This is a genomic window from Elizabethkingia bruuniana, assembly GCF_002024805.1.
Taxonomy (GTDB): Bacteria; Bacteroidota; Bacteroidia; order Flavobacteriales; family Weeksellaceae; genus Elizabethkingia; species Elizabethkingia bruuniana.
The window spans coordinates 989,939-1,016,358 of the sequence record NZ_CP014337.1; the positions used below are offsets into that span (position 1 = coordinate 989,939).

The 26,420-nt window shown below is 35.9% G+C and carries 27 protein-coding genes; 17 read left to right on the forward strand and 10 right to left on the reverse strand.

Annotated features, from left to right (window positions below; translation table 11 throughout):
• Positions 1-31: 31 nt before the first annotated feature.
• Both AYC65_RS04725 and AYC65_RS04730 read right to left on the reverse strand, forming a co-directional pair.
• Entirely contained in the window at positions 32-2,425 is a 2,394-nt protein-coding gene (locus AYC65_RS04725; protein ID WP_034871193.1) for a hypothetical protein, read from the reverse strand.
• 153 nt (positions 2,426-2,578) lie between these two features.
• Positions 2,579-4,798 carry an NADP-dependent isocitrate dehydrogenase gene (locus tag AYC65_RS04730; RefSeq protein ID WP_034871194.1) on the reverse strand — a complete coding sequence of 740 codons (2,220 nt, stop codon included), beginning with the start codon at positions 4,796-4,798 and terminating at the stop codon, positions 2,579-2,581.
• A gap of 162 nt (positions 4,799-4,960) precedes the next feature.
• Between AYC65_RS04730 and proC the strand changes: the two genes are divergently transcribed.
• On the forward strand, positions 4,961-5,749 hold the full coding sequence (gene proC, locus AYC65_RS04735) for a pyrroline-5-carboxylate reductase (RefSeq protein WP_078674663.1): 789 nt from the start codon (positions 4,961-4,963) through the stop codon (positions 5,747-5,749).
• A 3-nt stretch (positions 5,750-5,752) separates the two neighbouring features.
• Here the strand turns inward: proC and AYC65_RS04740 are convergent, their stop codons facing one another.
• Complete coding sequence (locus tag AYC65_RS04740) at positions 5,753-6,280, reverse strand: DUF4442 domain-containing protein (RefSeq protein WP_034871196.1); 528 nt, start codon at positions 6,278-6,280, stop codon at positions 5,753-5,755.
• 333 nt (positions 6,281-6,613) lie between these two features.
• Here AYC65_RS04740 and tpx point away from each other — a divergent pair, with 333 nt between their 5' ends.
• The 14 genes from tpx (at position 6,614) to AYC65_RS04810 (ending at position 17,043) form a co-directional block, all read left to right on the forward strand.
• Entirely contained in the window at positions 6,614-7,111 is a 498-nt protein-coding gene (gene tpx, locus AYC65_RS04745) for a thiol peroxidase (RefSeq protein WP_009090558.1), read from the forward strand.
• 70 nt (positions 7,112-7,181) lie between these two features.
• On the forward strand, positions 7,182-8,393 hold the full coding sequence (locus AYC65_RS04750; RefSeq protein WP_034871197.1) for a DUF763 domain-containing protein: 1,212 nt from the start codon (positions 7,182-7,184) through the stop codon (positions 8,391-8,393).
• Positions 8,394-8,404: 11 nt separating this feature from the next.
• On the forward strand, positions 8,405-8,791 hold the full coding sequence (locus AYC65_RS04755) for a glyoxalase superfamily protein (RefSeq protein ID WP_034871198.1): 387 nt from the start codon (positions 8,405-8,407) through the stop codon (positions 8,789-8,791).
• A complete protein-coding gene (locus AYC65_RS04760) occupies positions 8,775-9,362 on the forward strand; it encodes a Crp/Fnr family transcriptional regulator (protein WP_034871199.1) in 588 nt (195 codons plus the stop codon). Before AYC65_RS04755 ends, AYC65_RS04760 begins: the two co-directional genes overlap by 17 nt.
• A gap of 188 nt (positions 9,363-9,550) precedes the next feature.
• Positions 9,551-10,075 (forward strand): DinB family protein, encoded by a 525-nt coding sequence (locus AYC65_RS04765; protein WP_034871200.1) that lies wholly within the window; start codon positions 9,551-9,553, stop codon positions 10,073-10,075.
• A gap of 2 nt (positions 10,076-10,077) precedes the next feature.
• Complete coding sequence (locus tag AYC65_RS04770; protein ID WP_034871201.1) at positions 10,078-10,851, forward strand: alpha/beta fold hydrolase; 774 nt, start codon at positions 10,078-10,080, stop codon at positions 10,849-10,851.
• 18 nt (positions 10,852-10,869) lie between these two features.
• Positions 10,870-11,310 (forward strand): VOC family protein, encoded by a 441-nt coding sequence (locus AYC65_RS04775; RefSeq protein ID WP_034871202.1) that lies wholly within the window; start codon positions 10,870-10,872, stop codon positions 11,308-11,310.
• Between the two features lie 109 nt (positions 11,311-11,419).
• Complete coding sequence (locus AYC65_RS04780) at positions 11,420-11,830, forward strand: SRPBCC family protein (RefSeq protein WP_034871203.1); 411 nt, start codon at positions 11,420-11,422, stop codon at positions 11,828-11,830.
• 11 nt (positions 11,831-11,841) lie between these two features.
• Entirely contained in the window at positions 11,842-12,696 is an 855-nt protein-coding gene (locus AYC65_RS04785; RefSeq protein WP_034871204.1) for a VOC family protein, read from the forward strand.
• A 26-nt stretch (positions 12,697-12,722) separates the two neighbouring features.
• The gene (locus AYC65_RS04790; protein ID WP_034871205.1) at positions 12,723-13,145 is read left to right on the forward strand and encodes an SRPBCC family protein; all 423 of its coding nucleotides are present in this window, start codon (positions 12,723-12,725) and stop codon (positions 13,143-13,145) included.
• A 33-nt stretch (positions 13,146-13,178) separates the two neighbouring features.
• Positions 13,179-13,616: an SRPBCC family protein gene (locus AYC65_RS04795; protein WP_034871206.1), complete on the forward strand. Its 438-nt coding sequence runs from the start codon at positions 13,179-13,181 to the stop codon at positions 13,614-13,616.
• Positions 13,617-14,075: a DoxX family protein gene (locus AYC65_RS04800; protein WP_034871207.1), complete on the forward strand. Its 459-nt coding sequence runs from the start codon at positions 13,617-13,619 to the stop codon at positions 14,073-14,075.
• Positions 14,076-14,188: 113 nt separating this feature from the next.
• Positions 14,189-16,192: an alpha/beta hydrolase family protein gene (locus AYC65_RS04805; RefSeq protein ID WP_034871208.1), complete on the forward strand. Its 2,004-nt coding sequence runs from the start codon at positions 14,189-14,191 to the stop codon at positions 16,190-16,192.
• A gap of 203 nt (positions 16,193-16,395) precedes the next feature.
• Positions 16,396-17,043, forward strand: coding sequence for a J domain-containing protein (locus tag AYC65_RS04810; protein ID WP_034871209.1), 648 nt, complete (start codon positions 16,396-16,398; stop codon positions 17,041-17,043).
• On the opposite strand, the gene AYC65_RS20920 is transcribed toward AYC65_RS04810, so the two are convergent.
• The 7 genes from AYC65_RS20920 to pnuC form a co-directional block, all read right to left on the reverse strand.
• A complete protein-coding gene (locus tag AYC65_RS20920; protein ID WP_021347836.1) occupies positions 17,040-17,192 on the reverse strand; it encodes a hypothetical protein in 153 nt (50 codons plus the stop codon). The genes AYC65_RS04810 and AYC65_RS20920 overlap by 4 nt on opposite strands.
• Positions 17,193-17,236: 44 nt before the next feature.
• On the reverse strand, positions 17,237-17,800 hold the full coding sequence (locus AYC65_RS04815) for a tyrosine-protein phosphatase (RefSeq protein WP_078674664.1): 564 nt from the start codon (positions 17,798-17,800) through the stop codon (positions 17,237-17,239).
• A 5-nt stretch (positions 17,801-17,805) separates the two neighbouring features.
• Positions 17,806-20,397, reverse strand: coding sequence for a TonB-dependent receptor (locus AYC65_RS04820; protein WP_034871211.1), 2,592 nt, complete (start codon positions 20,395-20,397; stop codon positions 17,806-17,808).
• The gene (gene mltG, locus AYC65_RS04825) at positions 20,397-21,422 is read right to left on the reverse strand and encodes an endolytic transglycosylase MltG (RefSeq protein ID WP_034871212.1); all 1,026 of its coding nucleotides are present in this window, start codon (positions 21,420-21,422) and stop codon (positions 20,397-20,399) included. The genes AYC65_RS04820 and mltG overlap by 1 nt, the downstream gene beginning before the upstream one ends.
• 7 nt (positions 21,423-21,429) lie before the next feature.
• Positions 21,430-22,197 (reverse strand): diaminopimelate epimerase, encoded by a 768-nt coding sequence (dapF, locus tag AYC65_RS04830; protein ID WP_034871213.1) that lies wholly within the window; start codon positions 22,195-22,197, stop codon positions 21,430-21,432.
• 120 nt (positions 22,198-22,317) lie between these two features.
• Entirely contained in the window at positions 22,318-22,968 is a 651-nt protein-coding gene (locus AYC65_RS04835; protein ID WP_034871214.1) for a hypothetical protein, read from the reverse strand.
• A gap of 7 nt (positions 22,969-22,975) precedes the next feature.
• The gene (gene pnuC, locus AYC65_RS04840; protein ID WP_034871215.1) at positions 22,976-23,665 is read right to left on the reverse strand and encodes a nicotinamide riboside transporter PnuC; all 690 of its coding nucleotides are present in this window, start codon (positions 23,663-23,665) and stop codon (positions 22,976-22,978) included.
• Between the two features lie 184 nt (positions 23,666-23,849).
• Between pnuC and AYC65_RS04845 the strand changes: the two genes are divergently transcribed.
• The gene (locus tag AYC65_RS04845) at positions 23,850-25,364 is read left to right on the forward strand and encodes an amino acid permease (protein WP_034871216.1); all 1,515 of its coding nucleotides are present in this window, start codon (positions 23,850-23,852) and stop codon (positions 25,362-25,364) included.
• Between the two features lie 40 nt (positions 25,365-25,404).
• A complete protein-coding gene (locus AYC65_RS04850) occupies positions 25,405-26,415 on the forward strand; it encodes a WD40/YVTN/BNR-like repeat-containing protein (RefSeq protein ID WP_034871217.1) in 1,011 nt (336 codons plus the stop codon).
• Positions 26,416-26,420: the final 5 nt, after the last annotated feature.

Sequence of the window (26,420 nt, forward strand, 5' to 3'; positions counted from 1 at the left end):
ATTCTTCAGTCCTTTTTTATGGTATCCGGGATTATGGCATTGTCCCGTTATAGTATAAAGGTTTGTCATCCTTATCAAAACCTATAATAATAACCTGATAATTTTTTGGGGTATCATTATTATAAAACTGTATTGCAGAAGGAGCTTTATCCTGAGCTTTTAAATCAGGATTCCAGTATAATACATCACGTGTATCGCTAGGAATAGTTTTATAGGCTTCTTTGCTGTAATCCGGGTTATAAAATTCTGCTACTTTATCATAACCCAAAATAGTTGCAGTATTATCCATAAAAGGGTCTTTTACGGCTGGAGTAGCGGCTTGGATATCTCCTCTTCGGGTATAGATAGCGACAGCATTTCCAAGCAGCCCGGAACCTTTAATCACTTTTACCATGGCAATATTACTTACAGGTGTACTGTTAATCATGCTGGCGTCCATAGGAACTTCATCCATATATAATGCAGCCTTTCCTCCTCTTATATATGGGACATAATTTCCTGATTCCATTTGGAAAGTTAATCCGGCAACTCTGCCTTGCAACCATTGTAATATGTTCTGAGAGCTTTGTGCATCCTGATTTTCATTCACGAGGTCGAAGACCTGTTCATTCATACTTCTGAACATTCCGCTACTCAATTTGTCATTAAGTATTCTCTTTTCATCCCTCTTTTTCGCCTTCAGCTGTACTTCCTTGATTAAAATTTCATTATCATGTATAAGCTTCTGATTCTTTTTATTGGTTATTGCACGGGCTATTTCCGGTGCAGGAGTATCAGTTGCAGCCTGGCGGTCTTCCAAATGGTATTGTGTTACTGGTAAGGAGCTTCTGTAGGTAACAAAATCAACAGTTGGTTCAAAGGATATTCTAAGATTGGGGGGATTACTAGCTGCTTTGTTTAAAGTATTTAAAAAATAGGTAACTTTTATAGGTTCATCAGTATTTATGTTATTTAACATAAAATAACCTCCATCATCGGTTTGGACTTCATTAATCACTGTGTTATCAGGTGTTTTGAAGATCAGGTTTGCAGAAGTATTTGGAAGAGGTCTGCTGTTGACTGTTAATTTTCCTCTATAAGAAAAATAAGGTTCAGGTTTATATTTTATATCAGGTGTTCTTCCTGCCATTACATCATTCCAGTCAAAACGATTCCATTTTTCAGAAATCAAAAGACCATCCAGAGCTTCTGTATTTGCATTTTTAGTAAAATACTGTGCCGGTGCTATTATTTTTGAAGAGAAATCTCCGGTAAGCCATAAAGCACTTAAAATGTTATTTTTCTCAGTGTTTTTAGCATCATCCCGGACAACCACTGTGTAATTGGAATAATTTTCCTGAGGCGGAATTTCAATCGTGTTGTATGCACGTGGTGTTTTATCAGCTTGTGAATATGAAACAGCAGGCTGGGTTACATGTAGCTGTGAAGGATCAATGAAACATAATCTTTGAGCAACAAGGTTCTCTTTTTCGTCAAATACAGCCAACTGTAGTATACCATTCATCTTATTACTAATAGAAGATGGGATGGTACTTGAAGCCTCTTTATTATTGATGCTGATATTGGCTTTGTAGGCCAGTAAATTACTGACAGTACCAATAACTTTATAGTCTTTCAATCCCGAAAGATTATTACTTTTCAGCGTATACTGAATACCTTTTGCTGTATTGGCTATTTGTATATGTACTCCAGTATCTTTGGCTACAGGTAAATCAATATTTTGCTTTACTCCGTTATTATCTTCAACAACGATTTGGTATGTCTTTCCTTTTTTGGGAGTAAGGTTGAATACTCCTACATTCTGATCCAATCCTTTGAAGCTGGTAATTTTTTCAGCAGGATTATCTTTGTCTGTTACATAACCATGCCATTCGGATGGAGGAGTGCCTTCAGTCTGAAGTCTTACAGCGAATTTGGTAGGAAGATTTTCTATAAAGGTTCCGCCTTCAGGATAGGCCTTAGCCGTCCATTTTGAATCTTTATTAATAACCAGTCTTTGTGGAGAAGCCGGATTATATACCGGAATAGGCTGTACAAGCTGGAACTCTTCACCAAAATTAGCCATCCATGTCGTATAGGCTCTCACGAAATAAACATCTTCTTTTAATTTTTCGGAAAGGCTAAGACTACCATTACCTTCACCATTATTTATTGGAAATACCTTTTTAGCAATTATATTTTTATTACTGTCATACAGTTCAACAAATAAGGAAGATGATATTGTGGATCGGTTATAACCGTCAAAAACAAAAGCTTTAAACCACATATTTTCTCCGGAGATGTATTTTTCTTTATCAAAAAGAAGATAAACCTTTTCCTGAGAATATTTTTGATCCAGTACTTGTATTGCCTGATCAATTTTACTTTGTGCTTTTATATTGTAAATGAAAGATAGACAGATTGAAAGTATAATTCTGTTTTTCATGCTAATAATAGATCTTGATTTTAACTTAGAAATTTAGTGATTTTTCAGATATGTAGCATTAGTTTTTATTTAATATAATAAAAGCATAATCAGCAATAAAAAAACCGGATACTAAAAGCATCCGGTTTATATAAATTATATATTTATCAGGAACTAAATTCCGTCAATAATAGCATTCAATGTAGCACTTGGTCTCATCGCTGCATAAGTTTTAGCTTCATCAGTTTTGAAGTAACCATCGATGTTCTGAGGTTGTCCTTGTGCTCCGATTAATTCTTCATTAATCTTAGCCTCGTTTTCCTGCATGTTTTGTGCAATTGGCTTGAACTGTGCAGCAATCTCTGCATTTACAGTCTGGTTAGCCAATGCTTCAGCCCAATACATTGCAAGATAGAAGTGTGAACCTCTGTTATCAATCTGACCTACTTTTCTTGCAGGAGATTTATCAGTAGCAAGGAATTTAGCGTTAGCTTCATCCAATGCATCTGCTAATACCTGAGATTTAGGATTGTTCTGAGTTTGTGCTAAATGTTCTAAAGAAGCCTGAAGTGCCAGGAATTCACCTAGTGAATCCCATCTTAAGTATCCTTCTTCTAAGAACTGCTCAACATGCTTAGGTGCAGAACCTCCGGCTCCGGTTTCGAACAAACCACCACCATTCATTAAAGGAACAATAGAAAGCATTTTTGCAGAAGTTCCAAGTTCAAGGATTGGGAAAAGGTCAGTTAGGTAATCTCTTAATACGTTTCCGGAAACAGAGATTGTATCTTTCCCTTCTCTTGCTCTTCTTAAAGTTTCAGTCATTGCATCCATTACATCAAGAATTCTGATGTCAAGACCTGTAGTATCGTAATCTTTAAGATATTTTTCTACTTTTTTGATGATCTCTCTGTCATGAGCTCTTCCTTTGTCTAACCAGAAAATTGCAGGAGTTTCAGATAACCTGGATCTGTTTACTGCCAATTTTACCCAGTCCTGGATAGGAGCATCTTTAGTCTGACACATTCTGAAGATATCATCTTTTTCTACTTTCTGAGAAAGAAGAACATTTCCAGCTTCATCCTGAACTTCTACAGTTCCGTCAGCTTTTACCTGGAAAGTTTTATCATGAGAACCATATTCCTCAGCTTTCTGAGCCATCAGGCCTACGTTCGGAACAGAACCCATAGTTGTAGGATCTAATTTTCCGTGAGCTTTCATATCATCGATTACAGCCTGGTAGAAACCTGCGTAAGAACGATCCGGGATAATAGCAACAGTATCTTCTTCCTTCCCTTCTTTGTTCCACATCTTACCACCACCTCTTACAAGAGCAGCCATAGATGCATCAACAATAATATCAGAAGGAACGTGGAAGTTAGTAATACCTTTATCAGAGTTTACCATAGCAACTCTTGGTCCGTTAGCTAAAGCTGCCTCAATATCAGCTTTGATATCAGCTTCCTGAGCATTTCCTTTGATTTTCTCAAAAAGATCAGCAAGACCATTATTAGGGTTTATATCTAATGACTTGAAAGTCTCAGCATATTTTGTAAATACATTTTTGAAGAAAGTTTCCACAATAGCTCCGAAGATAATAGGATCGGAAATCTTCATCATAGTAGCTTTCAGGTGAGCAGAAAGAAGTACATTTCTGTTTTTAGCTTCTTCAATAGCCTGCTGAACAAAAGCTTTTAATGCATTAAGATTCATTACAGAAGAATCAATTACTTCTCCGGCCTGAAGCGGAGCAAAATCCTTCAGTAAAGTTTCAGAACCATCATTTCCTTTGAATACAATTCTGAATTTAGTAGCGTTTTCTACAGTAGTAGATGTCTCAGTACCATAGAAGTCTCCACTGTTCATATGAGCAACATCTGTTTTGCTGTCAGATGCCCAGTCACCCATTCTGTGCGGGTTGGCTTTAGCGTAGTTTTTAACTGCTTTTGGAGCACGTCTGTCAGAATTTCCTTCTCTTAACACTGGGTTTACAGCACTTCCTAAAACCTTAGCATACTTAGCTTTAATTGCTTTTTCTTCATCATTTTTCGGCTCAGCAGGGTAGTTCGGAACAGCAAAACCCTTTCCTTGTAATTCAGCGATAGCTGCATCTAATTGCGGAACTGAAGCTGAAATATTTGGTAACTTAATAATGTTAGTATCTGGTTTGGTTGCTAATTCACCTAATTCTGCCAATGCATCACCGATCTTTTGATCGTCCTTTAAGAATTCCGGGAAATTTGCTAAAATTCTTCCTGCTAAAGAAATATCAGGAACAGCGATTTCGATATCTGCTGATTTTGTAAATGCCTTTACGATTGGTAAAAACGAGTGTGTAGCCAACATTGGCGCTTCATCCGTTAGTGTGTAGTAGATTTTTGATTTTTCTGACATTCTTTTTTGTTTTTTTAAACTTAGTTATAAAAAGAGAGCCCCTCTCTATGATCTATTTTTTAGAGTAACAAATTTACTGTTTTTAGAATGATTTTTAGAACAAATCGCCAAAAATGAACTACTTTTATTGTGATAAAAAAATAAACTAAAAACCAAATGTCTATGAAGATAGCTGTATTAGGGACGGGAAACCTTGGACTTTCCATTATAAAGGGCATATTGAAGTCCGGTGAGAATTATCAGATTATAGCTACGAGAAGAAACACTCAGTCTATTGCTTTTTTGGAAAAAGACGGTATTGAAGTGACTTCAGACAATGCTTATGCAATTACACAATCGGATATTGTTATTGTGGCACTTAAGCCTTTTAATATTCTGGAAGTATTAAAAGAATACAAGCAATACTTTACACCCGACAAAATTCTTGTTTCCATGGCAACAGGAATTAGCATACAGCAAATTCAGGAATCAATAGAAAATAAAGCTGTTACTGTTATGCGGGCAATGCCGAATACAGCTTCGGATGTGGGAGAATCCTTAACTTGTTTAGTATACAATGGACAGGAAAAAGAAAAGTTAGAGAGTGTGAAAAGCCTGTTGTCTCATGTAGGTAGTGTTATACAAATCAATGAAGATCTTATGGAAGCAGCAACTGTTTTAGGAGCATGCGGAATTGCATATGTACTGAGATTTATGCGTGCAATGGTACAGGGAGGAATTCAGATTGGGTTTGATGCTAAAACGGCAGTTCAGATTGTAAATCAGACGGTAAAGGGTGCTGCAGAATTGTTGATTCAGAATCAGAATCACCCGGAAGATGAGATTGATAAAGTAACGACACCTAAAGGTTGTACAATTGTAGGACTTAATGAGATGGAACATCAAGGGTTTAGCTCATCTCTTATTAAAGGGATAAACGCTTCTTTCCAAAAGATTGAAAAGAAGGCTTAAATTTTATAGCCTAGCTTTCTCCTTTCTTTTCATTTTATAATAAGCTTTTCCTGCAATATAGATAGTTTTCTTTACTTCGCAATATACAATCGTTTTGCTTTTGTTGGTTAGTTGTGTTGTCTTTACAATTTCGATTTCGTTCACACGTTCAACTTGTTCAATTATTTGTTCAAGTTCTTCTTTTGTGTATGTAAATTCTGCATATAAATCTATATTTCCAGGACGCTTGAAGGATATCTGAGCAGATTTATCCCATACGACATACTGATGCCCCAATAGATTAATCAGTTGTACCATTGGGATGGGATCAACTGCTGAAAACATACTTCCACCAAATATGGTTCCCATATAGTTTCGATTTTTATAGCTGATGGGTAACTTAATTTGTACATCGAGCAAGTCAGGAGATACGGAAGTGATTCTTGCAGTACTTCTTCTGTACATAGGTGAAAGATTGAAACCCCATTTCATAAGTTTGGGTAATCCTATATATTTGGAGCCAATGACTGAAATTTTTTGGTAGAACGACATAAACTGAATATTTAGTTTAAAAACATTTATATATGCTTTCAAATCAGGCAGACTACTAATCGTTTTATACAGTTGAATTTGTATGTTTGGTATTCCTGCATTTAAAAGTTAGATAAAATAATGTAAAATATTCCATATATTATTGAATTTCAGTGACAAATAGAATGTCTGGCATATTAAGCTTCCAAAAGAAAAGCCTGTACTTTAAGAATAAATCTTATGTTTTTTTTATTCGTTTCTCTTGTACTGAAATTTATGATAAATTTAAAATGAACTATCAGTAGAAATTTAGAAGAATTCTGTATTTTTATCTGAAATTAAATAGACAAAATAATGGCAAACATTACACTAAAAGGAAATGCGATTTCTACAGTAGGAAATCTTCCGAATATTGGAGAACAATTAAAAGACTTTACACTGGTAAATGCAGATCTGTCTGAGAAAACTTTGGCAGATTACAAAGGAAAGAAAGTAGTATTAAATATTTTCCCAAGTATTGATACTGGTGTTTGTGCAGCTTCTGCAAGAAAATTCAATCAGGAAGCTTCTAACTTAGACAACACAGTAGTAGTAAATGTTTCTAAAGATTTACCTTTCGCATTAGGCAGATTTTGTGCAGCAGAAGGATTAAACAATGTAGATACATTATCTGATTTCAGAGGGCATTTTGGAGATGATTATGGTGTGACTTTAGCAGATTCTCCATTACAAGGTTTATTAAGCCGTGCAGTTGTAGTAGCAGATGAGAACGGAAACGTAGTTTATACAGAACAGGTTCCGGAAATTGCTCAGGAGCCAAACTATGATGCTGCTCTTGCTGCTTTGAAATAATTAAAGGCAAAAAATTATAAAAAACGACTTCGTAATTCTTTTTCGGAGTCGTTTTTTTTATCTTAGAGGTATGAAACGTTCAGGAACTGCAGATTTACCATTACACTACGGAAAAGTTCCCGCCTGGTTATACGAGCGGATGTCTGCGCTTGGACTTTCTATAGTAGAAGTTATACTCGCCGATTATGGTAAAGAAGAAGTTGTAAGGCGATTATCCGATCCTTTCTGGTTTCAAAGTTTTGGAGCAGTATTAGGAATGGACTGGCATTCCTCGGGTATTACAACATCTGTAATGGGAGCTTTGAAAAGAGCCATTAATCCGAATTCTCAGAGTCTGGGAATCTTTATTTGTGGTGGAAAAGGAAAATATTCCAGGGATACCCCACAGGAACTTCTTTATATTGCGGATAAAACCGGACTTAACGGAACAGAGCTTGTAAAAGCAAGTAAATTATCTGCAAAAGTAGATAATACAGCTATTCAGGATGGCTATCAGCTATACCAGCATAATTTTGTTGTTACAGATAATGGTAACTGGTGTGTAATTCAGCAAGGACTTAACGATGCCGATGGAACAGCAAGGCGCTACCACTGGTTATCCGAAAATCTTACTTCTTTTATAGATGAGCCGCATACTGGGATAAATGGTATTTCCAAAGGAACAATTCTGAATCTTACGGCTAATGAAGCGTCGGATAACAGAAAAGGAATTCTTGATATTTCTCATACAGATTCGGCCAAAATTATGCAGGATTTTGCCCGATTGATTCTGCCTGAACATCATGATGTAAGAGCTACGGATGTAGATCTTAAACGACTGGGAGCCTTGCTTTATATCACAAGAGAGCAACAGCCACAAAACTTTGAAGACCTTCTTATGCTGGAAGGGGTAGGGCCCCGTACCATGCAGTCGCTGGCATTGGTTAGTGAAGTTATTCATGGTGCTCCTTCACGTTTCAAAGATCCTGCCCGTTTTTCATTTGCACATGGTGGTAAAGACGGACACCCGTTTCCTGTTCCTATAAAAATTTATGATGAGAGCATTCAGATTCTCCAGAAAGGGATAGAAAAATCTAAACTGGGAAATTCTGATAAGCTGAATTCAATTAACAAGCTGCATCAGATTGTACTGAATGCAGAAAAAAACTTCACACCCAATTTTGATATTCAGCAGGTGATAGAAGAAGAAAGAGCCGTTTCATGGCAATACGGAGGAAAGTCGACAATGGGAGATGCTAAGAAACCGGATAAACCAAATGAAATACAATTATCATTATTTTAAATAATACTGTTATGAAAGCAGAAGCCATTATTCCTGTTTTACGAATGTTTGATTATCAGAAAGCAAAAGAATTTTATGTAGACTGGCTTGGTTTTGAGATTCTGTGGGAGCATACATTCGAAGAGAATTTTCCTGTATATATGGAAATACAGAGAGCCAATATTAAATTTCATCTCAGTGAACATCATGGTGATGGCACCCCCGGAACCCATATATTTATCTGGTGTGACGGAATAGAAGATTTTCATAAAGAACTCTCTGCAAAAGACTATAAATACAATAAACCCGGGCTGCAAGAAACATTTTACGAAGCATTATCTTTTACAGTAACTGATCCTTTCGGAAATAATATTATCTTTAATCAAAAACTGGAAAGAAATTATGAATCCGATTTATAAAGAGGTATATCAACATTTTCTCTTGTCCGATGAAGATATAATACAAATTGCAGAGAAGCACCTGAAAACTGAAATAGAAAAGGGTAAAATATTTCTGCATGAAGGTGAGACCGCCAATGAATATTATTTGCTTGAAAGCGGATTGGTTCGAGCTTTCGTATATGATTATGATAATAACGAAATCACGACTGAGTTTTTTACAAAAGGAGATATTGTAATTGTTCCGGCTTCACTTTTTCAAAGGACTCCTTCACAGGAAAATCTTCAGGCTGTTACAGATTGTACATTACTGAAAATAGAGTTCGATGATTTTCAGCATATTTATCATACTATTCCCGGATTTAGTGAATGGGGGCGTCTTTGGTTCAGTTATCAGGTTTTTTCCATGAAACAACGTTCTCTGGATATGGTTACACTATCAGCAACCAAACGTTATCTGAATCTAATGGAACAAAAACCGGATGTAGTAAGATTTGCTCCCCTGAAACAGATTGCATCTTATCTCGGTGTAACAGATACTTCTCTTAGCAGAATCCGAAAAGAATTGGTTTCTCATAAAAAAGAATATTAAAATAATAGCATGGACATTTTGTTCATGCTATTATTTTTTCAGCAGCTAAAAAAGCTATTCAGTATAAGCTAAAAAATAGATAAACGACTTTTATTTTTCTTGCCCTATGGCAAGTCCATATTATATCATTCACTCTTAATTTTGATAAAGAAATGAGATAGTTTAAAACCGACTTAAAACAATTACAAATGAATGCACCAAAATCATTAAAATTAGAAGTCATCATTCCTGCCTACAGAATGCATACTCAGACCTTTCTGAATGTTCTGGACGGAATTACAGAAGAAGATGCACTGAAAAGAATTGACGGACGAACCAACCATATCATCTGGATGGCCGGAAATTATGTAAATGTTCGCTATGCTATCGCTCATATACTGGGAGAAGCAACAGAAGATCCTTATCAGGATTTATTTTTTATGGGAAAGGCACTGGATGAAAGCTTTTCTTATCCTTCTCTGAAAGAACTGAAAGACAGCTTTCATGCTGTTTCTCCTAAAGCCTATCAGAAGCTTTTAGAAGCTACTGATGAACAACTATCTGAAATGTTTCCTATTAATATGAATATCCCCTTCATTAAAGAAGATAAACTCAATTTTATAGGAATGTGTATTGGGCGTCAGGATTATCTCTGTGGGCAAATGGGATTGATGCGGCGTTTGCTGGATTATCCCGGAATGAAATATGACACCGATAATAATATTCTGTATTAAATATGGAACCGCATAAAGCCGGATATCTTGATATCAATGGCATTCAGCTATACCACGAAATATACGGAGAGGGAAAACCTGTAGTATTAGTTCATGGCGGTGGATCTTCTATAAGATTAAATTTTCAGGAAGTCATTAACAGATTGCATCATCATTTTATGCTTATCGGAATTGACTTGCAGAATCATGGAAAATCTGATCACAGAGAAATCTCTGAAACTTTTGAACAGGACGCAAAAGATATTGTAGCTGTATTGGATAAACTGAATATTGAAAAAGCCTCATTTTTTGGTTTCAGCAATGGTGCAACAAGTATTATGAAGATTGCAGAACTCTTCCCTGAAAAAGTTTACAAACTAATTGCTGCTTCCGGACTTTATAAAAGAAAAGGGATGGTAGACGGTTTTTTTGAGGGAATGCAAAATGCAGCAATAGAAATAATGCCCGATTATCTCAAAGAAAATTTTCTAAAACTGACACCGGATGAAGATAAGCTTTACAATATGTTCCAGAAAGACAGCCAGAGGATGATAAACTTTGAAGACTGGGAAAACAAAACATTACAGAATATTAAAAATCCTGTATTTCTTATATATGGAGATCGGGACGCTATAAAAGTATCTCATGCAGCAGAGCTCCATACCCTGTTTCCCGATTCAAGATTACTGATACTTCCTTCAGGGCATGGTACCTATATGATGGCAGATGAGCATGGCCACACCAATAACAGAACAATAGATTTTACAATTCTGAAAGTCAAAAATTTTTTACAATAACCTTTAAATTTTACTATTATGCCTAAATTAAATCCATACCTCAATTTTGATGGTAAAGCAGAAGAAGCTTTTAATTTTTACAAATCTGTTTTCGGAGGAGAGTTCCTTGGTGATATCCACAAAATGGGAAATGCTCCCGGTACCGAAAACTTATCCGAAGAAGCTAAAAACAGAGTAATGCACATCGCTTTGCCAATAGGTAGCGATTTACTAATGGCTTCCGATATTGTTCCGGAATTTGGACAAAGCCTTCAGTTAGGAAATAACAATTATGTTTCCATCTTTCCGGAATCCAGAGAAGAAGCTGATAAACTCTTTAAAGGTCTTTCGGATGGAGGAACTATAGAAATGCCTTTGGAAGACCAATTCTGGGGAGATTATTTTGGCTGTTTTACAGATAAATATGATGTAAAATGGATGATTAACTATAGTGGTGATAAAGGCTACGAAAACAAATAATAAATAACCTTATCAGGGTTCCAAACCCTGATAAGGTTTAATCTGTAAAATCACAGTTGAGATACTAGTCAATTTCATTATTTTAGACAAACTAATTAATTTAAATATTATGGAACAAATTACAATAGAAACAACCGTAAATGCTCCTTTAGGCAAGGTTTGGGATTATTTTAATCAGCCTGAACATATTACCCAGTGGAATTTTGCCCACGAAAGTTGGTTTTGCCCCTCCTCTGAAAATGACCTTAGAGTAGGTGGGAAATTCAATAACAGAATGGAAGCAAGAGATGGAAGTTTTGGATTTAATTTTGAAGGAACCTATGATGAGGTAGTTCCTCAGCAACTTATTAAATACCATATGCCGGATGGACGAAAAGTTTCCACAACTTTTGAAGCGGTAGAAGATGGGACAAAAATTACGACGGCTTTCGATCCCGAAGCAGAAAACCCTGTCGAAATGCAAAAAGACGGATGGAATGCAATCTTAGGTAGCTTTAGCCAGTACACAGAAACACACTAAAAAATAAAGAAATGAATAATGATATTTTTCCGTGTCTTTGGTGCAACGGAGACGCTAAGGAATCAGCAGAATTTTATTGTCAGGTATTCGGAGGAAAGATTACAGTAGATACCCCTGTTGTTATAAATATAGATTTGTTTGGACAAAAAGTTATGTTACTGAATGGTGGTCCACAGTTTGAGAAGAATCCTTCAATATCTTTTCTCATCAACTGTGCTTCCGAAGAAGATGTGCAGCATTATTGGGATATGCTATCCGATGGAGGAACTGCTCTAATGGCTTTGGATTCCTATCCATGGAGTAAAAAATACGGATGGATTAAAGATAAATACGGAGCAACCTGGCAGCTTTACTTTGGGGAAATGCAAGAGCAGAGATTAGTGCCTACGCTTATGTTTATGCATCAGAATAACGGAAAAGCAATGGAGGCAATGGAGTTCTATACCAATACATTTCCGGATTCTAAGATTGAAGGCATCCTGAAGTATAAAGATGGCGGTGAGAACGGAGAAAACCCCGAAAATGTACAGCATGCTCAGTTTATAATTAATAACTATACGCTCAGTTGTATGGACTCTTCTTTTGACCATAAGTTTGATTTCAATGAAGGAATCTCCCTGGTAATGATGACAAACGATCAGAAAGAAACAGATCATCTTTGGAATACATTAATATCCGGAGGAGGGAGAGAAAGCATGTGTGGTTGGTTGAAAGACCAGTATGGCGTAAGTTGGCAAATAGTGCCTAAAAGACTAATTGAGCTGATGAATGATACTGATCCTGCAAAATCACAAAAAGTTGTTCAGGCAATGCTGAAAATGCAGAAAATTGTAATTGCCGATCTGGAAGCAGCATATAACTCCTAAATAATTAATGTATAATATTGTATCTCATGGAAAAACTTTTTTATCAGATTCAGATTAATGCTGCTCCGGACAAAATATGGAACGTATTATGGAATGCTGCTACCTATACACAATGGACATCAGTTTTTGCTGAAGGCTCTTTTTATAAAGGAAGTCTGGAGGAGGGAAGTATTGTAAAGTTTTTCGATCCGAATAATAATGGTATGTACAGCCGTATTGAAAAGAACATTCCGAATAAAGAAATGAAATTTCTGCACCTTGGTGAGATTTATGACGGTGTAGAGAAGGCTCAAAACTGGGGAGAGGCGACAGAATCTTATATATTGGAAGAAACCGGAAACGGAACAATTCTTAAAGGAGAAATACAGACACCGGAAGAATTTAAAAGTTTCTTTGAAGAGAAGTTTCCGAAAGCATTGGAAATTGTGAAAAATCTGGCTGAGAAATAAAAACTGAATTTTATAATCCTAAAAGATATATTTATGGAAACCTTATCATATGAATTTGAAATTAATGCTTCATCACAGAAGATCTGGGATATCTTATGGAGTGAAGCAACCTACAGTGAATGGACAAAATTTTTCGGTTCAGATTCTGTTATGAAATCAGACTGGAAAGTTGGCGGGCGCACATTATTTGTGAACAGTAAAGGGGACGGGATGGTCTCTACTATCGATAGTCTCAAAGAACCTCATCAGATCGTATTTAAACATTTGGGGATGATATTAAATGGAATTGAAGATCTCCATAGCAAAGAGATTATGGAATGGAGCGGTGCTCAGGAAAAATATTTTCTTACTGATCTTGGAAGCAAAACTAAACTTCATGTTGAAGTACAGGTAGATGATAAATGGAAAGATGATATGGATAAAGGGTTTATCAAAGGACTTAGTTTGGTAAAAGAATTAGCAGAAAAATAAATGAAATTATTGTCAATACTCTTTAGCGTATTTATTATCGCACTACTTGGAACAAAAATTATTCAGGGAGAATGGAACTGGATTTTTTCCGGTAATCTGGGGATGGCTGTATTTATTATTTTTACAGGACTTTCTCACTTTAAGTTTCAAAAGGGGATGGCTCTGATGATTCCGGATTTCATTCCCAACAAAATGTTTTGGGTATATTTTACCGGAGTATTGGAAATAGCTGCCGGAATAGGACTAATGATCCCACAACTGCGGGAAATAACAGCCATTCTGCTTATTGTTTTTTATGTTGTCATATTTATAGCCAATATTAATTCTTCCAAAAAGCGAATCAACATTTTCAAGGCTGACTATACAGGTCCGGGAATGACCTATTTGTATAAGGAAAGAATCCCTATGCAGATTATTCTAATCGTCTGGACATGGTATTTTGGAGTTTATTTACACTAAAGAACATAAAAAAATTAAAGATAAATCATATTGAGTGTAACATTTTGGTGTTATAAATAGTCTTATTAGTAAATGACTGTTTTTCAGTTGTCCTAATCACTAAAATATGAGTTATGAAATTAAACACTAAACTTTTTATAACCGCCGGGGTTGTAATAACTACTGCAATGATGAATGCACAAAGCACAGCTACCAAATTACCGGGAGATGCTACACTGCCATCTTCCAAAGCTAATTTGGAACAATTGGTTTCCTATGATAAAGGAAACTTCAAATACAAAGTCGAAGATTATTTTGCAAGACCAAAAGCTTCTCAGTTTAAAATTTCTCCTGATGGACAGTTTTTATCTTATAAAGAAAAAGATAATAACAAGAAAAATCACGTTTATGTAAAAGATCTGAAATCCGGAAAAATAACTAAAGCTATTGAAGAAAAAGAGGATCTGATAAAAGGCTACGGTTGGTTAAGCAAAAATCGTTTATACTTTACCCAGGATAAAGGTGGTAATGAAAATCTTCATCTGTATGCTGTCGATACGGATGGTAAGAACCTAAAAGATCTTACACCATTTGACGGTGTAAAGATAGGCTTTGCAATGCCTGTAAAAGATACAGATTTTGTTGTGGTTACCATGAATAAAAACAACAAGCAGATTTTTGAACCTTTTAAAATTAACTTTGTTACGGGTGAAGCAACACAGTTATTAGAAAATAAAGATCCAAAAAATCCTATTGACGATTATATTTTTGATAAAGATGGTAATCTCAGAGGATATACCGTATTGGTAAATGGATTAACCACCCATACTTATTATAAAGATTTACAGACAGGGAAATTTAATCTTCTGAAAAAAACAGACTGGTCAGATACATTTAATATTATAAGCTTCAATGAAAATTCCAAAAATAAAGATGAAGCTTATGTAGTAACTAACCTGGACAGCGATAAAGCAAAAATTGTTCTATACGATTTAAAGAAAAATGCTGTGATTAAAGAAGTGTATTCTAATCCGGTATATGATGTGAGTTCTATAAGTCTTGCAGGCAAAAGCAGAAACTACGAACTGGATTACATAAACTATGAAGGAGAAAGAGGGGAGATTATCCCGGTAAGTAAATTCTACAAAGAAGTGCACAATCAGTTAAAATCTGAATTTGGAGATAAAGACTTTTCTGTAGTTTCTTCTGACGACAACAATAATAAACTTCTGGTTGTTGTAAGTAGTGATAAATTGTATGGGACTTATTACGAATACGATACAAAAACGAAAAAGACTAAACTATTATACGATTTGATGCCTCAGCTGAAGCCTGAAGATATGGCTGAAATGAGACCAATTACCTTTAAAAGTAGAGACGGACTTACAATACATGGCTATATTACCTTGCCTAAGGCAGCACTGGAAGGGAAAAAAGTACCATTGGTTGTAAATCCTCATGGCGGCCCGCAGGGAATCCGTGATAGCTGGGGATTCAATCCAGAAACGCAATTATTTGCCAGCCGTGGTTATGCTACATTACAGGTTAACTTCAGAATATCCGGAGGCTATGGAAAATCATTCCAGAAAGCTGGATATAAGCAAATCGGAAGGAAAGCAATGGATGATGTAGAGGACGGAGTAAAATATGCAATCGAGCAGGGTTGGGTAGACAAAGATAAAATTGCCATCTATGGCGGAAGCCATGGAGGTTATGCAACATTAATGGGGCTTATAAAAACACCTGATCTTTATGCCTGCGGTGTAGATTATGTAGGTGTTTCCAATATCTTTACCTTCTTCGATTCGTTCCCGGAATACTGGAAGCCTTACAAAGAAATGGTAAAACAAATCTGGTATGATTTGGATAATCCTGAAGAAGCTAAAATAGCTAAAGAAGTTTCTCCTGTATTCCAGATTGATAAAATAAAGAAACCATTATTTGTAGTACAGGGAGCGAATGATCCGCGAGTTAATATCAATGAATCGGATCAGATTGTAAAAGGTTTGCGGGCAAAAGGTTTTGATGTTCCGTATATGGTGAAATATGATGAAGGCCATGGATTTGGTAAAGAACCAAACAGAATTGAGCTTTACACCTATATGCTGGGATTCTTTGCAAAGAATTTTAATAAATAAATCAATTAACTAGGAAACGAAAAGCACCTGCTTTTCGTTTCTTTGGTTATATATCTTCTGAATACAGAAATATAAAACAAAAACATACAAGATATTTTCACTGGAATTTAAACCTCTAAAAACAAGAAAATGAGTCTTACGTTTTTATATTACATTAGTCGTATCGGGAAATAAATTGTTATTTTTGTTTCACAATTCCCATTGTGAAGGACTATTACTACTTTCTCGGTATTTCTGTTGACGCTTCAGACGAAGATGTCAGAAAAGCCTATCGTAAATTATCATTGAAGTATCATCCGGATAAAAGCGATAACGATCCTTTTTTCGAAAATCGTTTTCGGGAAGTACAGGAAGCGTACAATACATTAAGTGACGAAGATCGACGCAGAACCTATGATCATCTTCTGAGTCTTGAACAGAAAAATGCAAAATCTAATTTGCCACCACGCATAAAGTCTTTTCATGCGAACAAGATTCGTGTAGTAAAAGGCGAGGAGATTATTATTACCTGGCAGACTTTTGATGCCGATGTTGTGAAGATTCACCCCTTTGGATTGGAAAAGGCCTATGGTGAAAAGAAATTTATTGTCGATAATTTTGATGCTGAAGGAAAATTTCAGCTTATACTGAATGCTACAAATACACTACTGAATAAAACAGTTGCAAATGGTATTACCATTACAGAAGTTTTTGAAGTAGAAAGAGAGAATTTTCCTGCAGCTGAAGAAAAAGTAGCTGAGGTAAGAAAAGTAACTGAAGCAGAGGAACAACTTCCGATTTATATAAAATGGGGAATAGTAGCCGCAGCTATTATTTTAGTTATTCTTTATTTGCTGATGAAAAAGCATTAAGCCATTTTCAGACGGCCCGGACATTTTTTACAACGTTTTCCTTTCTTGAATTTTTTACAACATTTCTTCTTGTCACAGTACATTTCTTCTGTATGATTAAATGCTGGTGCTAATGGTGCAACTCTGAAAGGGATGATGTTAGATTTCATGCTGCAAATATAAATTAATTTAGAATAAGTACAAATAAAAATACTTATTTAAGTACCTGTTCTCTAATATGATTTATATCTGCATTTTGAATATAAGTAATTAAACCCGGATAAAACCAGTGATAATTGTAGCCACCGCGTTTCATCTCTTCAATAGCCTGGTCTTTGTTCCAGTTCTGAAAAATAATGCGGTACATAGCGATAGTAACTCCGGTTCTGTCACTGCCATGTGCGCAGTGTACCACAATAGGCTTAGGAGCTGTTTTTAGTATTATTAAAGCTTCAATTATATCATTATCCGACATCTTTGAGGCTTTCATCGGAACACTATATAATTTACCTTTATATGAGCTTCCTTCTACAGCAATAAGATCTTTGTGCTGACGTCTCAGATCCAGAACGGATGCCATCTGTTTTTCTTGAAAAAAGTGAAAGCCCGCATTATCGGGCTTTTCACTTCTATAAATGCTGTCGCTAACTTTATGCAGATTGTGGAAAGGCTTTTCTGTGACTTTTGTTGCCCAGTTTTCAGGTCGTGGGCCTTTCAAACTTCTGGAAGTACAAGCCATTGTACTAAATGCTAAAATTATAACGATTGTTTTTTTCATATTTCTTACATTGGTCCGCCTTGCTCGTCGCCACCATCGTAATTGTTGTTGATATCCTTTTTCTTTTTAGGCTGATCAACTTTCTCACCTTGCTTGAAGCGGTAAGACAAAGATATGGAAAACTGTCTTGGCTGCCACTGCATATAATTACGTCTTGTAAAATCATCATTAAAGGTGAAAGACTCCATTCTTCTCGTATTAAATACATCCTGAATGTTAAAAGTGATCGTACCATCACCGTTCCAGATTGTTTTAGAAGCCCCCAGATTAAGAGAATACATATCTGATCTGTTCTGACTAGCTGTTTTTTGTGCACCTCTGTATTGTCCCTGTAACTGTACACTTAGGGTTTTGTCCAGTTTGAAGGTTGTATTCAGTCTGGCACGTGTAGAGAAACCGCTACCAGTGAAATCCATTGTTCCTACTTTAGGCTGTCCGGTCGTTTTATCTATAGTGTCATAAGAAGCTATACCTGTCGTTTTATACCCAAATAAGTCTAAGCTACCCATGAATTTTAACCATGATAAAGGATCGTAAGTGAAATTAAGATCTAAACCGTAACGATCACTAGTCCCAAGATTTATAGGTTTGGTATAGAATACATTCAGGTTTTCATCTGGTCTGTATACCAACATTTTATCATCGTCCGTAGTATGACTGTAATACAGGGTGGGATTCACAGTGAATTTCTTTTTCTGAATGCTGTATCCAACTTCAAAAGAGTCTACATATGAAGGGTTAAGATCTATATTTCCCTCAAAGATATTCTGATTGTTACTGTAGTTAGGGAAAGGTACCATGAAGAAGGCTCTTGGTCTGTCTATCCTGCGTGAGTAATTTACCAAAATCTGATTATTCTTCGCCACATCATAGCTTAAGAATATACTAGGGAATAGATTATTATAATTTTTGGTCTTATTAATATTAGACCCTGCAAGATTATTATAATCGATTTTTACATTTGAAAGTTCATCTCTCAATCCTAACTGGTAACCAAAATTTCCGACTTTACTTTTAAACTGAACATAGAAAGCATTGAAAACTTCCTGATAATCTGTTGTGTTGTTATAATTTGGAATCAACTGATTGGTTGCAGTAGTATTCACAATATTGTTATAATCGTTCTTATTTACATCTAACCGATAACCAGCTTCCAATTTAGAATTTTCACCAATAGGTAATTCATAATCTGCTTTACCAATAATCGTTTTCGTAACCGATTTTCTTTCAGTATTATCGTGGCTTACTAAAGCAGAATCTAGCGTTTCAATGATATCAGAGTAATTATTACTACGATTTCTTTGTACACTTAATGCTAGAGATAAATTATGCCCGCTAGTATTAAATTTATGATCTAATCCTAAATCCCCTTGAAAAGCAAGATTATTACTCCTTCCAACAGATGTTCTCGTACCTATTGAATTCATGAAATTCCATTGGCGGGAATTAAGATCATATCTATAGAAGTCATTGTAAGTGTTTAAAGGTTCTCTGTTATCACCTTCAAAAGTTCTTACTACACCAGATAAACTTAAAGATGTTTTATCCGAAATATCATAAACAAAACCTCCGGTTACATTGTAATTATTATTATAGGTTTTATTATTAGAATTCTGTGACTGATATGATAGAATATCTTTGGGCTGATCTGTTTGATTCGGAGGAATAACCGGAAGAACGATATTGTTATAAGTTGTTTCCGTTTCATTTTTACCTTTACTTTCTGTGTAGCCACCACCACCGTTTAAAAACCAGGTCCAGTTGTTTTTTCTCCAGCTTAAATTGGCATTTAGAGCTGTTCTTGGCATGTAACCTAAAGTTCCGGTAACACTGCCATTGAAACCAACTTTTTTATTTTTCTTTAGGATAATATTTAAGATACCAGATGTACCGGATGCTTCAAATTTAGAAGAAGGATTCGTAATAACTTCTATTTTCTCAATCTGGTCTGCAGGAATACTCTGTAAAGCATTGGCACCATCGTCAATACCTAAAAGTGAAGACGGCTTACCATTGATTAAGAACTTCACATTAGTATTTCCTCTCATAGAAACTGTTCCATCTGTATCTACAGATACTGAAGGAACATTGGTTAGTACATCCTGTAATGTACCTCCTTTACTAATAAGGTCGGTTGATGGGTCATATGTTTTTTTATCAAGCTCAACTTTGTAAGGCTTAGATGCAGCAGCAGTAATGGTAACACCTTGTATACTCTTGGTCTTACTATCTACGGCTTCCTGACCTTTCAGAGCTTCTATCTGAACACTGCCAATATTACCGGCAGCGGTTATTGTTTTTTCTGTCTGAAATGTCTTAAATCCTGGTGTTTCTACCTGCAAAGAGTAAGTTCCGGGAGTAAGATTAAGAGAGTAGTTTCCTTTGTCATCCGTCATGCTGCCATCAGATAACGCATTATTAGTTTTGTTAGCAAATGTAATAGAAGCATAAGGAACAGCTGCGCCGTTTTTATCAGTGATCTTTCCGGATACAGCTACTTTCTGTTGTTGAGCAAAGGCAAAAGCGGCTGCACTAAATGCGAGCGTTAAGCCTAATGTTCGGGTTACAATTCTCTGTTTGATTTCAGTTTTTATCATTATTTAATTTCTTTTTTATTCAGCCAGTCCTGATAAATCTTGGCATTCTGAACATGCTCTTCAGGATTATTGGTGAATTTATGTAAGCCTGGCCTGGAAGGATCGGCTACCATAAATATATAATCATTGCTTTCTGCATTCAGAACATTTTCTACCGAAGATTTGTTGACCAGGCAAATAGGACCAGGCGGGATACCTATGTTTTTATAGGTGTTATAAGGAGAGTCTACAGTAAGGTCTTTGTAATAGACTCGTTTAATCGATTTAGTGAAATTGGCATCCTTATTTATAGCATAAATTACCGTAGGGTCACTTTGTAATTTCATTCCTTTGCGGTAACGGTTCAGATATAAACCGGCAATTCTTTTTTGTTCATCGGGTTTTCCACCGGATTCTTTTTGAACAATAGAAGCTAATGCGTAAACCTGAGTACGGCTAAGGCCTAAATTCTTTTCTTTTGCAAGATTTTCGGGAGTCCAGAAGTCATTATAAAGACTTTCAAATTTTTTGAAAAAGTCTTCAGGTGTTACTGTCCAGTAAAAATTATAAGTATCTGAGAAGAAATAAGGCTTCAAATCTTCTGCATTGTTTAATCCTTTCTGGCGGGCTATTACATTAAATGCTTTTATAAAAGTCAGAGAATCTGCTTCTGTTTTTCGGGATACACGACCAATCATCTGATATACATCATCAAAATCCTTTATTCTGAAAGTATTCTCAGTTTGCAGCCCGGCTTTAATCATGTTGATAAGCTGAGCATTGTCTGCACCTTCCTTAATTTCATAGCGTCCGGCTTTTATCTTATTATCCAGACCCTTAGATTTTGCTATTTGTGTAAAGCTTTCAACATCGTTAAGGTATGGCTTCAGGGAATCCGTTACCTGCTGGAATGTTGCATCGTGAGGAACCAGAATAAATCCGGATTTTTTCACATTGCTCCCGTAATTCTTTTTGTAAAATTTCCAGCCGAAGAAGCCTGCTGCCGAAACGATAGCAAGTACTGCAATTAAAACTACTTTCTTCATAATGCTGTTATTTTACTTCTAAATTACCCTTAAATACCTGCTTTGCAGGACCCTCTAGCCATATGTTTCGAAAACCTTTTTCAACTTTTTCCGCATATACTTTCAATGTTCCTCCCAGAACCTTGATATGGACAGGGGTTTGATTATGATTTTGCATAAAAGTTAAAGCTGATGCTGTAACTCCTGTTCCGCAGCTGTAAGTTTCATCTTCTACACCTCTTTCGAATGTTCTTACAAATAGTTCGTTTTCAGAAGTTTGTGTAACGAAGTTTACATTGATGCCTTCCTTTTTGAAAGTATCATTATTTCTTATTTTTTTTCCTTCTAAATAAACATCCATGTCTTCTACATGTTCTACAAATGCTACATAGTGAGGTGAACCTGTATTCATTACAGTGTATTCAGAGAAAGTATCAATGTTTTCTACATCAATCATTTTTAATTTTACCAGATCTCCGTTTACTTCTGCTTCATGCAAGCCATCAATAGCCATAAAGCTTGTTTTATCCTCAAAAATATTCAGGAAGTGAGCAAAAGAAACAAGGCAGCGGCCACCATTACCACACATTGTACTTTCGTTACCATCGGCATTGTAATATACCATCCGGAAATCGTATTGGTCGTCGTTCTCCAGAAGGATAAGACCGTCCCCTCCAATACCGAATCTTCTGTCGCAAAGTTGTGCTATGAGCGAAGTGCTTTTTGGAAAGGTAAGATTACGGTTATCAACCATTACGAAATCATTCCCTGTTCCCTGATATTTATAAAATTCCATAAATATTATATATAAAAATTGGTAGTTATAGTTCCCGAATTAATAACGCGAAATTAGTGAATAATTTATACAAAAAACAGCCACATATTGTGGCTGTTTTTTATATAGAAAATGTTTAAATTATCTTCTTCCTCCAGTATTGGAATTGTTATTCTCATTACTGGATCTTTGTTCTGTAGATCCGGAATTTCTGAAACCATTATTGTTCATGTTATTATTAGAACGGGTCTCTACACGAGTTTCAGGACGTGGCTGGTAATTGTTGTTATTCTGGAATCCATTGTCTCTTCTTCTGCCATCGTTGTTTTCGGCTCTGTAACCTTGATTGTTGTTGTTACCATTTCCGTATTGGCTGTTTCGGAATCCATTGTTGTTGTTTGTATTTCCCCAGCTGTTACCTCTGTTGTTATTGTTCCATGAATTGTTATTTCGGAATCCGTTATTCTGATCTCTTCCGGAAACAATTCTTTTCTCCACGTATATTTTTCTTCTGTTATTATTATAGAAGTATGGTCTTCCGCCATCATAATAATAGGAAACACCTCTTCTGTAGTAGTAACCATCATTTCCCCAGTAGCCGCCAGGACCATAATAATTATAGTTAGGACCACTGTAATATACGTTATTCATATAATAACCTCCGTCATAATATGGATTTCTATTATTGTTATAATATCCGTCGTTGTATCCATATCCGTCTGTATATACGCCACAGGAAGCTAAAGTTCCGATAGTGAAGAGGCTTAGTGCTATTTTTGATAAAAGTTTCATGATGTGTTTAATATAATTGGTTTGATTTATTTTTCTTCTTCTCTTTAATACTTTTTGTCCAGTCGATGTAACCCTGAATGGAAATTATAGTAAAGACAATGTATTGTACTGCTGTTATACCAAGTTCTTTGTAAATCATCATAGGAATGCAAATCAAATCTCCTATAATCCAGAACCACCAGCTCTCTACTTTCTTCTCCGCCATTAGCCACATTCCTGCTAAAAATATAGAAGTTGTCAGAATATCCATATAATTAGCCCAGTCTAAATGACTTAAATCCAAAATGATGCCAATCATTGAAAAACCATTGTTAATGTATGGTTTATAGTAGTACACAAGTGTTACAAGTGCTATACTAAGGACAAAAAGAACCGCACAGATTTTCCATTCTCTTTTTGTAGCATGGGAAACTTCAACATGAATATGATCCTCCGAACTCTTAGCCCACTTAATCCATCCATAAATACTCATGCTGGTATAATAAAAATTGATGAGCATATCTCCCCATAGTCCGAAATGGTAGAGTATATACACATATATTGTTGTACTGATAATACCAGTAGGATAGACCCAGATGTTTTTCTTTGCCGAAAAATAAACACTTAGCAGGCCAAATATTGCAGCAATAAACTCCAGTAATATTTGTTGCCACGAATAGCTGAGATAGGGTGCTATAAGATAATTAAGAATGTCCATAATGCCCAAAGGTAGAGCTTTCCGGACTATATTTAATAGGAGTATCCGAAAAATAAAAATTTACATTTTAGTCTTATGTAGAAGGGGAAAGGCAAAAACAATGAGTTTTTGTTGCTAAAAAAATGTTAACATATTGTAAAAAATTTCTACTTTCGTAAATCTAAAAGAAAAACTGAAAAAATATATGGCGAGTATTTGGGCAAAGAAGCCGCTTAGTGCCTACGAGGCAGACATGAAGAAAAGTGGATTGAAAAAAGTCCTTGGAAAATGGAGCTTAACAGCAATAGGAGTTGGCGCTATTATTGGCGGCGGAATCTTTGTTCTTACAGGAACCGGAGCGTATTATCACGCGGGACCTGCACTGGCAATATCCTTTATTATCGCAGGGATAGCCTGCGTATTTGCTGCATTATGTTATGCAGAATTTGCAGCTATTATTCCGGTTGAAGGATCTGCATATGCGTATGCTTACGGAACTGTAGGTGAAATTTTTGCATGGGCAATGGGTTGGTGTCTCATTCTGGAGTATGCCATGGCCAGTATGGCGGTGGCAGTAAGCTGGTCCGGTTATTTTACTAAATTTTTGAAAATTTTTGGTGTACATCTGCCGGCATATCTTACCACGGATCCAGCCAGTTACACAGGGGAAGGCTTTTCTATGAATTTACCTGCATTTGTCTTGGTATTATTACTTACAGCATTATTAGTAAAAGGAACTAAAGAAGCTGCAGGAGCAAATAACCTGATTGTATTGTTAAAAACAGCAGCTGTAATTTTCGTAATTATTTCAGGTGCATATATTATCTTTTCTAATACCGATCTATACACAGCTGTAGATGGTGTTAAAAACTGGAAACCTTTTATTCCGGCAGAGACTATGATTAAGAATCCGGAAGACAAGATGGTATCCGCCTATGGCATTAAAGGTATTATTTCAGGAGCCGCAGCAATATTCTTTGCTTATATCGGTTTCGATGCCGTTTCTACTCAGGCTGGTGAAGCGATTAATCCTAAAAAAGATGTTCCTTTTGCAATTATCACATCATTACTAATCTGTACAGGTTTATACATCTGTGTATCTTTAGTATTAACTGGTATGATGCATTATTCAGACTTTAATCCTGCCGGGAAATTCCCGGATGCGATTAAGGCACCTGTAGCTTATGCATTCGAAATTGCCGGGAAACACTGGGCTAGTAACATTGTAACTATTGCGGCTACTGTAGGATTGATTTCTGTAGTAATGGTAATGATGATGGGGCAGTCTCGTATTTTTATCGGTATGTCGAAAGATGGGTTGATTCCTAAATTCTTTGGAGAACTTCACCCAAAAACCAGAACACCATACAAAGGAATTATTATATTAGGATTGGTAGTTGCCTTAGTTGCTGCACTTACACCAATTTCTACCTTAGCGGATATGACAAGTTTCGGAACCTTATTCGCATTTACATTGGTTTGTATCGCAGTATGGGTAATGAGAAAAAGAGAACCAAACCTTAACAGACCTTTCAGAGTTCCTGCTTACAAACTTGTTGTAGCATTAGGAGTTTTTATTAATATTTACCTAATCTTTAACCTTAGTGCACATGCGCTGGAACTTTCAGCAGGCTGGTTGTTACTAGGAATATTTGTCTATATATTCTACGGCAGAAGAAACAGTAAACTAAATAATCCGGATAAAATAACGGAAGACTAATTAACGTAACCCGCTCCGGCGGGTTTTTTATTGAATTATTATGAGAAAAATATTGTCTTTGGGACTATTATCAGTCTCTTTTATGGGGTTTTCCCAGCAGGTTGAATTCAAGACTTTACTTAAAGATAAGATTAGTATACGAGCTTTGGAGATATCGCACGGAAAAGTATGGTATTCCGGTACAGAATCTAAGTTTGGTTTTGTAAACGTAAACGATACACTGGACAAAAAGCAGATCAGGATTTCCGATAAAAATCTCCAGTTTCGCACATTAGCACAGGATAAAAAATATTTTTATGCTATTAATATTGAAAGTCCTGCTAATTTCTTCAGAATAGAAAAGAAAAACCTGAAGATAGAAAATGTTTTCCAGGATAATGCTCCAACAGCATTTTACGATGCGCTGCATTTTACAGAAGGCGGAACGGCTTATACATTTAGTGATCCTGACGAGAGTCTGAAACTGAAACTGGCACAGATGGATAGAAAAGGAGTATGGAGTATACCTGATTATAAAATTCAGTTGAATAAAGGTGAAGCAGCATTTGCGGCAAGCAATACCAATATAGCATCTTCTAAAAATTATTTATGGATAGCAACCGGGGGAATGTCTTCCAGAATTTTGAGACAAAATCTTAAAACTCAGAAATGGGAAATCTTTAATACACCTTTTGTACAGGGGAAATCGTCTCAGGGAATGTATTCTGTAGATTTTTACGGAGATAAATTTGGAATTGCTGTTGGTGGAGATTATACTGCACAGAAAGAAAATCAAAACAATATAGCTACTACAACCGATGGTGGAAAAACCTGGGAAATACAAGCTTCTGGTAAAAACGGAGGTTATATGACATGTGTTAGAATTAAGCCGGGATCGGGAGGTAAAGAAATTATAGCAGTGGGAGATCAGCATATTAGCTATTCTGCTGATTATGGAAAGACCTGGAAAGTTATTTCTGAAGAAAAAAATCTGTATGTTTGTCAGTGGCTGGATAAAGAGAATGTAGTTCTTGCAGGAAATAACAAGATCCTGAAAATGAAAATTCAGTAAATATT